The sequence below is a fragment of the Faecousia sp. genome (genome assembly GCF_048519415.1).
Classification (GTDB): domain Bacteria; phylum Bacillota; class Clostridia; order Oscillospirales; family Oscillospiraceae; genus JAZOXB01.
In genome coordinates this window covers 18,882-30,863 of record NZ_DBFZUT010000032.1, presented here as the reverse complement: position 1 = coordinate 30,863, position 11,982 = coordinate 18,882, and the positions used below count along the sequence as shown (strand labels likewise).

Genomic DNA, 11,982 nt, shown 5'->3' with positions numbered 1-11,982 from the left:
GAATGGGTGTCAGGCTGTTCAACGCCAGCGTTGCATAATCCACACCGATCTGTTCCACTGCCACCGCATCGGTGACAAAATCAGAGGTAGCGGTATAGAGGATCGTTTCCTCACCCGGAACGGTCACGCCGCCGATTACCTTCGGGTTTTCATCGTCATACAGGGTGGCCTGAATGGCGGCCTGCACCTGATTGTGGTCGCTGACATAGGCATCAAAGTGGTCAGCCAGCGTGCGCTTCGGCAGCTCTGCCAGTTTCAATGGTGCGGAGAGCGTGTAGGTATTTTTGTCATGGCGCAGCTTGGCCGCCTTCAAAATGCCGTGATCTGCCGCGCCGTTGGCGTCATTGACAGTCTCATTCCAGACGATGGTAAGATCATTGAGGCTGCGATGATCCCCGCTGAGGGAAGCGAAGCGGAAGTCTCCGCCCACGACAGCGTTGCCGCTGCTGGTCAGGGCAGACAGAGAGCCGGGAAAGCTGTTGGACATGGTGCCGCTGCCGTCCACAGCTAACAGCTGAATATCACTGCTGCCGTCTCGGACACTATGCCAACCGATAACAAATCGGTCATCCCCGCTGCCGAAGTTGGCTGCAACGACCTGGGGGTTTTCGTCAAGATTGCTGTCACGGGTCGCCAGCATGGCTGTACCGGGCGTTCCGTCAGCAGCCACGGTACAATAGGCGATCTCGTAGCCGGAGGTATCTCCGGTTTCGCTGCGGTCCAGCGAGTAAACCGCCATAGCGGTTCCGTCGGGCAGCATGGCCGCCTGCAACGCCTTCACGCGGCCAGTAGCACCGTTATAAAGCATTTTGGCCTCGTTCCAGGTGCCGTCAGTGCTGTCATAGCAACGGTACATGATACAATCTCTGGTCGTGAAGTTCAGCAGGTTGTTGCTGCCCGAAGTGCTCACGGGATCGGGGGTGTAGACGCTGCGCCAGAACACGATGGCCTTGCCGTCGCTGCCTACTGCCGTGGCTGGGGCCAGATCCGGCGTGCCGTCATCGGTTAGGCGGGTGGAAGTCCAGGCTGCGCCGTTATAGACGGACGCTACGATCTCCGTGCTGTTCATCAGCAGGTTTTGCTCTTCCAATGTCACATCATCAGCGGCATCTTTATTCGGTATCTCGGTGCCCATGCGAACCCAAGCCGCCGCCGCGAAGCTGCCGGTGCCGGACAAAGAAACGCTCGTGTCGCCGTAGCCGGTGAACCCTGCGGGATCGTCAATTTTCTGGGAGGTAGAATAGACGCCGCCAGTGAGGGTGGAGAAATGTGCCCGGCTGTCGTAAATACTGCTGCTGTCGCCGTCGTTGATGTAGGCCAATACCTTCCCGTCATCGCTGAGCTGTGGATAGGATGTGGGATTGGCATTGGTCTGGATGTTTTCCAGCCCACTGGTGGAGTTCAGAGAGAACAGCGTCATCCGCTGCTGGGGCTGGCCCCAGGTACGGGCATATTGCTCCAGATAGTCCCGGCTTTGGAGCGTAGCACTGCCAGAAGTCACCTGCATTCCGCTCTGAGCCGCCGCCGTCCGCAGCGAGGCAAGGCTCAGCCCACTGGTGGCATTATTCCAGTATTCGTCGATTGTTGCCCAGTCATGAAAAGTCTTGGTGGCTCCAAAGGTTCCGGAGGCGATCACTGCCTCGTAGGAGATAAACAGGAATCTGGCCACAAATTTGATTCCCACTTCGCTTTGGATCCCCAGGGCCTGACCGTTGATCTGGCGCTTTGTCTCGTCGGCGAGATAGGTGCGGGAAAGGAACTTATTCTGACTGTCCACATCCAAATTGCCGAATAGGCCGATCTTCAGCGCCACGATCGAATAGTCAAAGCCAATGCCGCCAAACGCGTGGACATAGGCGTTGATACGCAGCGTGGTCAAAAAGTCATTCACTGCCGTGGCCGTGGGATCGCTCCAGGCAAGCTCTGTGCCCTGTCCCTGCTGGCCGTAGCGCACTGCGGTACGGAAATCCAGCTGAATGGCGCCGCCCAGCTCAAAGGTTGCTGTCAACGGCACGGGGCCAGCCATGGCGTTCACGCTGAAGGTGAAGCCCACACCAACGCCGGCGGTAAAGCCGCCGCCTACGGTAAAAACCTCCCACTCCTTTTTTTCGGCGTTATAGCGGATCTCCGCTTCGTAAAAGCCCTCCAGCTGCAAGTTGAGATCCGTGTTGGTGACCTTGCCGGCTATGGAGTTGGCTTTGTATTCCCCCTTGGGATCATAGGTGCCCTTGGCCATCTGGCTCAGATCCCCGGTACCGGGCACGCCCACCTCCAGGTTCTGCGTCAGCACATTCGCACTCAACGCCACGCCGTCCTCGGAATAGTCCATGTCCTCCATCTCCAGCGTATTGTACCCGGCCCAAATCATGGCACGGAACACGGAGGGATCTTCGCTGGGGGTGATAATCATTTTGAACACGGAAGTGTCCACCGGACCGCTCAGATCATCCAGCCGTCCGGTCAGCACCTTGAGAATGTTACTGTCGCCCACTCCGCCAAAGTCGACTCCCTTCACTATACTGGAGGCTCCCATCGTCGCCAGAATACCGGTGACGCGGTCATCCTCTGTCACCTTGGGCACTCGGGTCAGATCAACGACCCGGAAGGGCATTATTTTCTCCTGCAGCAGGCTGCCGTTCAGGCTCAGCTGCGTTTTCATACCCACATCCTTGCCGTCGGCGATCCATCCAGAGGTGGTCATGGTGGCCTCGGTGAGGGTCAGATCGTTTTCCACTACAGGGATGGATGAGAAGGGATACTGCTTGGTACTGCTGCTCTGGGCGGCGGGAAGAACGCCGTATTCGTCCGCCAACTGGAGACGGTAATTCTGCGCGTTGGCAATATCCTCGCCCCAGAGGAGCATGGTGGTGTGCAGGATGGCTGTTTTGAAGCTGCTGTTAGGGCCGATCTTCCCGGTCGCGCTGCGGACATCCACCTTCTGACCGTTGGCAAGACCGTAGTCAACGCTTTGCGCCACAAGGAAGGGCTTGTTTGCCTCCCCCGTCGGCACGCGCTCCAGAGAGACAACGCCCTCTGCGGTGCGCATTACATCGTCCACGCCCAGCTTGCCGTTGACGGTCAGCAGCAGCGGATAGTAATTGTTGCTGTCAATTTCGCTGATCTCCAGAATGTACTCCAGCTGATCCAGAGCGGAAAGCGCTGTGGTGTTGCTCTCGCCCTTTTCGGCCGACCAGAACTGGGTGGAATCCAGATAGACGGTTATATTTCCCGCCGCATCCGTGGTATAGGTGTCGCCGGTGATGCCGCTGACAAGTGCTCCTGCCCTGGAGCCCAGCAGAGCTGTCTCGCAGTAGCCTCCGTTTTTATAAACACCGCCGCGAACGGTCACCGTCTTGTTCGCCAGCGGATCGCCGCCCGGCGTGATGAGCGTCACAGATGCCCGGGCGACTCGCCGAAGGTTAAAGGTATTCAAGGGATAAAGCTGCAGTTTTGTGGCATCCCGCTCGCCGGAACGCAGATTTTCTTTATAGATGGTGCCCAGATAAATATCCGCGCCGGAGCCGGACCGCAGAGACACCTCACTGGCGATTCCGTTGGGTTCGTAAAGCGCCAGCACGCCTTCCCTGTTGGTCGTGACCGTTTTGGGCACACCTTTGCCGTCGGTGTATTGCAGCGTCGTTTCCGCTGCAGGCGTCAGCTGGAAGAGATAGAACTTATTTTGCAGCGTTTTCGCTGTCACCTGTACGGCGGCACGCATACCCGTGGCGGCATGGGTAGCCGTGACGGTTGCGCTGCCGTTAGCCAAGGCGGACAGCGCCATTTTGGTTTCGGGAAGGTAGGAATCAAAGGAGAAGTTTCTGATGTCCTCATACAGTCCGCCCTGCTTGTAGTTGACGGAAATGGCATTGTTGTTGCTGGAGAGCCACCGGATCCCGTCTTTAAAGGAGTTCCATCCGTACTCGTCATAGTTGATGCCGATGTACTCGATCAGCCCCAGCTCCTGGCGCAGCTGCAAAATTTTAGCTGTATCGGTAGGCAGGGGGCCGCTGACCTTGGAGGTATTGTCCATGGTCAGCGCAGAAATCGTGGCTCCGTTGCCGTCCTGCACCTTCAGTGCGTCGGCATCGTAGACATACAGGGGGAAGGAGTCCGTGCTGGGAGCTTCCTCAACAGGGTTCTCCACGCTCAAAACCACCTGATAGGTGTCCTTTAGATTGCCGGCTTTCACACGCTGTAATGGCAGGGAGAAACTTCCGGAGGTACCGGATAGGCGCTCACGGGCCACCTCTTGGGTGTTGTTGTCCTCTGTGACCCGGGTAATGGTCAGCGTGGGCTGTTGAGAGGCGCCGTCAGCGGCGTTTTCCACCGACCAGTTGATATTGACGGTGCCGTCGGTATCCTTGTGGTAAATGCTCTGGGGCGGTGTCAGCTTGGCCGTGGCGGGTGGTGCCTGCACGATGATCCAGGCAAGTGCCGACAGGCGGACGTTCTCACCCTCGGCGTTGGGGTGCGGCATGGAGACCCGCACCGTGTAGGCCGGGGTATTTCCGCTGGAGAGATTGGAGAGCACATTCTCCGGGATCCGCACGCTGTTTTCCTCTTTGCCAGCGGTATAAGACGCAACGGGCTGGATGCCGCTCAGCTCCGCCTCATTCGCGTAGTTGCCCTCATACAGGTCAATCCTGTAATGGAACTCTTTGTTCGGTGCCATCAGCGCGGCATTGGAGCTCCACAGCACGGTGGCGGGCTGATTTACCCGCGTCACGATGGATGCGCCGCCGGGAATCACCAGTGCCAGGGAATTGCCTGCCGTCACGGTATAGGGCTTTGACTCGCCCGTCACATCATCGGCAGTGTCCACAGTCCCGTTGTCCGCCGTAAAGGTAAAGGTGACGGTTCCCACCTTGGTTCCTGTGGTGGCAACAACGCCGGTATCCTCGTTGATGGTGGCAATGAGCGTGTCACTGCTGCTCCATTTGCCGGTGGTGTAGGTGGCCTGCTCACCGTTTTCCCCAAAAACCTCTGCCTGAAGCGTGGGGCGGGCGGCTTCGGCGAGGGAAATCGTATAGTCGGCGTCATTCGCTTCCGGGACGATGGTCACCGTGTGCGCGGAAACTTTCTTTGCCACCGTGAACTGCCGGGTCAGGGGAAGAACATTCACCCAGTTCGGAGCGTCTTTCGTGCCCTCGTTGGCCTGCAGCGTCACCGTATAGGTGCGGGTGTAAGCCGCGGGTGCGATTGCATAGTCGCCAATGGTGAAGGCTTCCTTCTCTGTGTCCAGATAGACCTGCAGATGGATTGGTTCAACCGCGGAGTCGTACCTCAGCTCGAGGCGGAATGGGGCTTGCTTCGGGTCTGTGCCTGCCGGGGTGTGATAATTGCTGTATACGGTCTTGTAGGCCTGCTCCATGTTGGCGTTCATCGTGAACGATGCCTTGCCGTTGTCGTAGTCGGCGGTCAGTGCGGTGGGGGCGTTGCGCATCAAGACGCTCTTCAGCTCAACGCCGGCAATCGGGTTGCTTTGATAGGGCGTGGTATCCAGCGTATGACCGAAAACATCCTTCACGCCGGTCATACCATTGACGGTGACCGTGGTGGCATCCGTATCCTGCACTGGATACCAGAGCATTGCCGTGACACCGTATTTGTTCATGGAAAGCGCAGCGGCGGTATACTCTTTGCCATTGATGGTCACGCTGGCGCTTCTAAGATCCACGAACTCGTCAAAGGTAACTGTGATGGGGACGTGCTGTCCGCTGGCATAGGTTCCCGCCGGGGCCGTGACGCTTTGAATGGTGGGGGCGTCCGTGTCCACCAGCCTGGCGGTGACGTTGCTGTTCTTGGTGGTGGCCCAGGAATTTTGGATTTCGCCCTGTACACTTTTCATATACAGTCGGAAGGGCAGATAGTACCGCTGATCCCCTCTGTTTTGCGTGGTAGACTGCAGGGAGATGCTGACCGTACTGCCCTTGTTGATCGTACAGTTCAGCGCTTTTGTTCTGTTGTTGCTGAGCTCCAGAGATTTTCCATTGAACTTGTACTCCGTCAGATAGAACGGGGCATAGGGCTGGTTTTTATACCAGCCATACGGCGCATCGCCAGCATAGGCAGCTTTTTCGGTACTCCAGTTAAACTCGATGCTGGCGTCGATTTGGTATGGCTGATAAAATGGGTCGGAGCCCGCGGGAAGCACCGAGTTGCGAGCGCCCTCCAGAATTCTGATGGTATCGCTTAGCGCAACGAAGTCCGGATTGTTGGCACCAAGGGCTGTAGTGTATTCATTTGCCAGCAAAGGAATATACATATCCCCCTGTATTGTGGCTGTACTTTCGTATCTTTCCTCATAGTTCGGCGCGGTCATTACTGTTTGTATTGCGGGGACGCCAACCGTCTTGATTAGCTTGAGCTGATGGTGGTCGGCATAACCGGCGCCGTCATAGAACACCAGATTTTCCGCATCGTAAAATTCGATCATCCCCAGCAGGTCGCCATAGGAATAAGAATTCGCGAGCCAGTCTGAGTTCCCTCCTCTGGTTTGAACATTGACAGTGATTTTACGACCACCTAAATTGTAAGTTGAGCCTGCGTCATAGGTCAGCTTGTAGGACCCGTCGCTTTGCTCGACCCCACTCACCCCGTCTATCGAGACCTCCACATTGGTGATATACTTGCTGAGCTGGCCTTTTTGAATGCGGTAGGAAAAGCCGACCGGTTTTCCGCGGTATATAGTAAAAGTCCCGGATTCCCATTTGTTGTTTGCGAGAACCCCCAGCGTTTGGCTCATCATGCCGCTCATATCCACCGTCTCAACGCCCTCAGGCTTTGTGGCAGAGGCGGAATACTGCAAACTGATGCCCTGCAGCTCCAGCTGCTCCATCAGGCTATTGAGATTCTCCACTGCTTCCCCGGTAAACTCCCTGCCGGAGAAATAGGTGTCCTTGATCCGCTGCAGCTCCTGTTCGATTTGGATCATGGTCTTCAAATCGCCCAGCGCCACCGGGGTCCCATCCACGTCGGCTATACGGGTGAGATCCGTGGCGGGATTTTCCAGTAGCTCCATGACAGCCGCCAGTGTCAACACCCGGCCGTCCAGCGTGATGGTTTGATCCACCTTGAAATTGCCGTCTTCATCCAGCAGCCCCAAAGCGTTCAGCATGGAAAGCACTTGGTCGCTGCTGCCGCCGGTCAAGGCGGAGAGCTGCTCCAAAATCGCCTGATTTTCCTTGGGTGTGTTGCCCAGCGAATCGCTCACCGCTGCAAACGCCGCTGTCGGCAGCATGGTCAGCACCATGCAGCACAGCAGCAGGATGCTAAGTATTCGTTTTTTCATGTCGTTTTTCCCTCCTGTTTCTGCGGGTCTGGCTTACCTGTCCCGTCTTTTTTCTGGTTTTCCCTGCTTCTGAGCCGGAAGCACAGCGCGGTGATCGCCGCCGCCGCTGCAAAGCAGACAACGCCTACCAGCACATAGCCGCCTGCGTCCTCCCGCAGCAGCATCGCACCGAACACACCTCGTGCGGCGCTCTGCCCCGGCCCGACGACTGTGCTCGCCATCTGCATCAGCGCCGCGAACAGCAGCATACACGCGGCGGACAGTCCGCAGATCTCGCGCTGCTGTTTCCGGCGGGCGTACTCGTGCCTCCGCTTTTTGACGAGCGCGACCCGCCTTGCGGTATCATACATGTCTCTGGCCCCCTCCTCTCTTCATGGCTCGAACGTGGTGACGTAAAAGTCCCTTCACTGATATAGGTACAGAAAAACGGAAAAACTCTCACCCCAAATACAAAGATTTTCAAAAAAATTGAGAGCCGCTCAAAAGCAGCTCTCAAGTGGAAGGCTTTGGTTATTCTCTCCGCGTAAGGCGGAGGGCAGACAGCTTTCCCGCCGCCATCAGCAGCACCGGCAGGACGTAAGCGACGTACTGCGCCACGCCGCCGTAGACGATCAGCAGGTTGTAGGTGGCGTGAAAGGTGATGGCCGCGCCCAGCAGACCGCAGCTCCCGGCAATCTTCAGCCACGTCCGCTGCCAGGCATACGCCAGCCCTTCGCCGACGATGCCGCCGCACAGCACATGCATGGCTCCTGTTCCGAAGCCGCGGAAGAAGATGAAGGAGAAGCGGTCCGCTCCGTTCTGGATCAGATAGCAGACATTTTCAAAGGTGGCGAAGGCAAGGGCAATCGTGATGGCGGCAGCCTTGATTTTATCCCCCTCCGGCTCGAATACCAGAAGATAGAATACCAGCGGCAGCAGCTTCATGATTTCCTCCACCACCGGCGCGATCTCCGCCGTGGCGGCAAGGGCGTCCGCCTGACATACCGCCGCGAGGAAGGTGTTGATATAGGCCGAAAGCAGGCACACCCCCATCCCGGCAATGCAGAACAGGAAGAAGCGGAGCTGCCGCCTTCCCATGCACAAAGCGGCCACCAGCAGCGGGGATGCCATGCACAGAAAGATGTTTTCGATGTAGGTCATGCGTCCACCGCCTTTCTCGCGGCGGGCAGCAGCCCGAAAATGGCAAGCGTCAGCAGCATATCACACCAGAAGGTTGGGCTTGCCGGAGAAGTATCCGGCCAGAAGCAGCCCACCGTCCAGAGCAGGTACTCCGAGACAACAAAGCACAGCACGCCGATGTGGAAGTATCGCATCTTCCGCGCCGCGCCCGTCTGCCCGTTGGCGCAGACCAGTCCGCGAATGGAGCAGAAGGAGAGCCATATCATCATGCCGCACCAGAGCAGGTTGGAGAGAATGTCCCCGAAGGTGCAGTAGAACGCCAGCAGCGGCACGCCGAACGCAGGCGCAAGCCATGCTCTGCGGCAGCGGAAGCAGCGCTCCTCTGTTCCTGCCAGCGTGGCCTGCAAGATCCGCAGGAAGATGAGGCTTGCCACCCAGCCGAACTCCGACACATAAAAGACCCGGGGTGTGGTGTCGAACAGCAGCAGATACAGCGTCCAGTAGAGCGCGCCGAGGGCAAAGCAGCCGTAGAAGCAAAGCAGCAGAAAATATGCCTGCCTGCGGCTTCTGCGGTAGGATAGGCCCGAAAGCAGTGCGCCGGCGAACGTGGCCAGCAGCTGCAGCAGGTTCTCAATCAGCTCCATGAATTCCCTCGCTTTCGTTGTTCTGATCGTCCTCCCGCTTCATCTGATGCAGCCGGAAGCACAGAACGGTCACGCACACGCCGAGAAGAAACGCCAAAAGCCCGATGACGATATATCCGAGAGCGCCGCCGCCATACATGCTGGCCGCCGTTTCAAAGCCGGAGTAGTCGCCGGTCTGGATGCTTGCGGCAATGCCGGGCATGGCGAGGGACGCGCCAATGAGCAGCACAAGGCACGCCGCCACAGCGGAAGCCATGGTAATCTTATTGCGCTGCAGCCGCTTCTCCCGCTCAATTTTGGCGATGCGCCGCTTTGTCTCCGCGACCCGTTCCTCATGACTCCGCATTTGTGATTCCCTCCCGTTCCAGCAGCCTTCGCAGGCTCTCTTTTCCGCGATACACCATGTTGGTGATCTGCTTTACCGTTTTCCCCGTGACTTCCGCCGCCTGCGCGTAGCTCATATCTTCAAAATAGGTGAGATATAAAACCTCCCGGTAGTCCGGGTTCATTTCACCCATGCAGAAATGCAGGACGCGGTTTCGCTCCTCCGTCCGGATAACCTCCTCCGCCAGCAGCCGCCCGTCCGGCTCGTTGGTCAGCGCGTCGAGGCTGAACAAGGGCTTCCGCCTGCTCTTGCGGCGCAGCGCCGTGTGGCGCGCGGCCTTATAGAGATACGCCTTGAAGCCGCCGTCCCGGATGCGGGGCTTTTTGGTGAACAGATAGGCGAAAACGTCCAGCATCAGCTCCTCCGCCTCGTGAACGTCGTGCAGATAGCCGTCAATATACAGGGTCAGGGGGTCGCCGTATTTTTTCATCAGGGCCTCCAGCCCCGCGTCGTCGCCGCTTAGATATTGGCGGTAAAAAACCTCGTCACAGGTCATAACGTTCCCTTTCCTTTGCAGCCGTTCAGGATGCAGGGCAGCCTGTCAGACGCTTGCACAGCCGTGCCGCGCCGTCCCCTCCATACCGATAAAAAAATACAACACAATTTCAGTATATACGAATCTCGGAAGAAAAGCAAGAGGGCAAGCGGAGCGATAAAAAGCAGCACACCCGGAGAAATAACCCGGATGTGCTGCAGAAAGTCGAAACACAGAGCAGCTCAGCAGCGGGCGCCACTGATCGTGGGGCGCCGGATGAGATGAGGCAGCGCCTTGCCCGCTTCCTTCTGTGCAATGAGCCATGCGGCCATATCCCGCAGGGTCTGCTCCAGCGGGCGCGGCTGATATGCAAAGCACTTCGATGCAGCCGCATGGCTGAAGCAGCCGTTTGAGGCAAGAACGGAAATGGAATATGGGGTGAAAAACAATGGCTTTCGATCCTTCAAGCTCCGGCGCTCGTAGTACGGAGCGGCCAGCCTTGCAAGACCCAGAGGCAAGCAGATGGGCCGATACCGCCGTTTTGCCGCCGCCCCGATGATCTGCAGCATTCTGCGAATCGTGACATAGTGGCCGGACAAAATGTAGCCTTTACCGGGCTCTCCGCTTTCGGAACAGGCGAGAATGCCATTTGCCACATCCCGCACATCCACAAAGTCATATCCGCCGCGAACGGCGAAAGGCAGCTTCCCGGCAAGAAAGGATCTTGCCATTGAGGTGAAGCTCCCTCCCTGTAAATCGTCCGGCCCGATGATGCCGGAGGGGAATACAATGCTGGCGTTCAACCCGCACGCCGCTGCGTCGTAGACCAGCTCGGTGGCAGCGGCCTTGCTCTTGGCGTAATCACCGTCCACAAGCCCCGGCGAGAATTCACAGTTTTCTGTAATGGGGCAGCCCTTTGGCTGCTCCGGGATGGCATGAACGGAGCTGACATAGACCAGCTTGCCCACTTTATGCGCCATGCATTGCTGCAGGAGCTGCCCTGTCCCACCTACATTGACCTGATAGAGCCTCGGACCGGGTCTGGACGCGACGGAGACGATACCGGCGCAGTGAATCACACAGGTACGGCTGTCGGCATCCGCAAAGAAGTCTGCCAGCGAGTTTTTGGCGCACACATCACCGATAACGGTATGGACTTCTTTGGGGAGCAAATTGATATAGGGGTCATTCTGCAGCACAAGCGCGTACACTTGCGCTCTGCGGCGCACCAGCCTCTCCGCAACAGCCCTACCGAGGAAGCCGGTAGCACCTGTAACAAGATATTTATCATACATTCAAAAGACCTCCTCTCAAGATAATCATACAGGTGTTGATTATCTTTCACAAGTATAGTATACTGGAGAGGCAGATCAGAAACAATCGGCATTTGCCCTGCAATTGAAAGAAAAGCAACACGTCGTGCCGGAGTGTTGCAGAATTTTGTAAACTTTTTGTGAGGAGCGCAAAATGGAGAAGCTGGATGCAAGGAAACGCTATACGCAATTGGTGCTCAAGCAGTCCTTTTTGGAGCTGCTGAAGGAAAAGCCGGTCAGCAGGATTACGGTGAAGGAGGTCTGCGCGCTGGCGCAGCTTAACCGTGCCACCTTCTATGCCCATTACAGCGATTGCTTCGCCCTGATGGAGAGCATTGAGAATGAACTCATCGATGCATTTGAGAAATCCCTTCGCTATGTCAATTCCTTTGATGTGACGGCGCTGATCGAGGCCATCTACGATATGGTCGATCAGAATCAGGAGGCCTGCCGGGTGCTGATTCTGGGCAACACAAGCTCGACCGTCCTGATGCGGATGATCGCCTTGGCCAAGGAGGACAGCATTGCTTACTGGCGGAAAGAACTGCCCAATGCCAGCGAAACAGAGCTTGAGATGATGTATACCCATCTGTCAAACGGTTTGATGCATGTCGTTGTGGAGGGCTATGACAAGTACAGCAAAGAGGAAATGATCCATTTTGTCAGCCGGGTCGTAAAAGCCAGTCTTTCGGTGTTCCAATCGTCCCAAAAACCTCTTGCTTAACATAGATATTATGTCTGCGTGGTATAATAAG

General features: G+C 57.0%; 8 protein-coding genes. 1 reads left to right on the top strand and 7 read right to left on the bottom strand.

Features of this window, described 5'->3' with window-relative positions:
• From ACMKFF_RS03875 to ACMKFF_RS03845, 7 genes are all read right to left on the bottom strand, one after another.
• The coding region (locus tag ACMKFF_RS03875) for a cell wall anchor protein (protein ID WP_419496107.1) at window positions 1-7,291 on the bottom strand (7,291 nt) is incomplete at its 3' end.
• Complete coding sequence (locus tag ACMKFF_RS03870; RefSeq protein WP_419496106.1) at window positions 7,288-7,641, bottom strand: hypothetical protein; 354 nt, start codon at window positions 7,639-7,641, stop codon at window positions 7,288-7,290. The genes ACMKFF_RS03870 and ACMKFF_RS03875, both read right to left, overlap by 4 nt.
• Before the next feature lie 160 nt (window positions 7,642-7,801).
• Entirely contained in the window at window positions 7,802-8,431 is a 630-nt protein-coding gene (locus ACMKFF_RS03865; protein ID WP_419496105.1) for a PrsW family glutamic-type intramembrane protease, read from the bottom strand.
• Complete coding sequence (locus ACMKFF_RS03860; RefSeq protein ID WP_419496104.1) at window positions 8,428-9,054, bottom strand: histidine kinase; 627 nt, start codon at window positions 9,052-9,054, stop codon at window positions 8,428-8,430. The genes ACMKFF_RS03865 and ACMKFF_RS03860 overlap by 4 nt, the downstream gene beginning before the upstream one ends.
• Window positions 9,041-9,400, bottom strand: coding sequence for a DUF4179 domain-containing protein (locus ACMKFF_RS03855; protein ID WP_419496103.1), 360 nt, complete (start codon window positions 9,398-9,400; stop codon window positions 9,041-9,043). Before ACMKFF_RS03855 ends, ACMKFF_RS03860 begins: the two co-directional genes overlap by 14 nt.
• Window positions 9,387-9,935, bottom strand: coding sequence for an RNA polymerase sigma factor (locus ACMKFF_RS03850; RefSeq protein ID WP_419496102.1), 549 nt, complete (start codon window positions 9,933-9,935; stop codon window positions 9,387-9,389). The genes ACMKFF_RS03855 and ACMKFF_RS03850 overlap by 14 nt, the downstream gene beginning before the upstream one ends.
• Window positions 9,936-10,156: 221 nt before the next feature.
• Window positions 10,157-11,209: an NAD-dependent epimerase/dehydratase family protein gene (locus ACMKFF_RS03845; protein WP_349136785.1), complete on the bottom strand. Its 1,053-nt coding sequence runs from the start codon at window positions 11,207-11,209 to the stop codon at window positions 10,157-10,159.
• Between the two features lie 172 nt (window positions 11,210-11,381).
• Here ACMKFF_RS03845 and ACMKFF_RS03840 point away from each other — a divergent pair, with 172 nt between their 5' ends.
• Window positions 11,382-11,951 carry a TetR/AcrR family transcriptional regulator gene (locus ACMKFF_RS03840; protein WP_419496101.1) on the top strand — a complete coding sequence of 190 codons (570 nt, stop codon included), beginning with the start codon at window positions 11,382-11,384 and terminating at the stop codon, window positions 11,949-11,951.
• The last annotated feature ends 31 nt before the right edge of the window (window positions 11,952-11,982 follow it).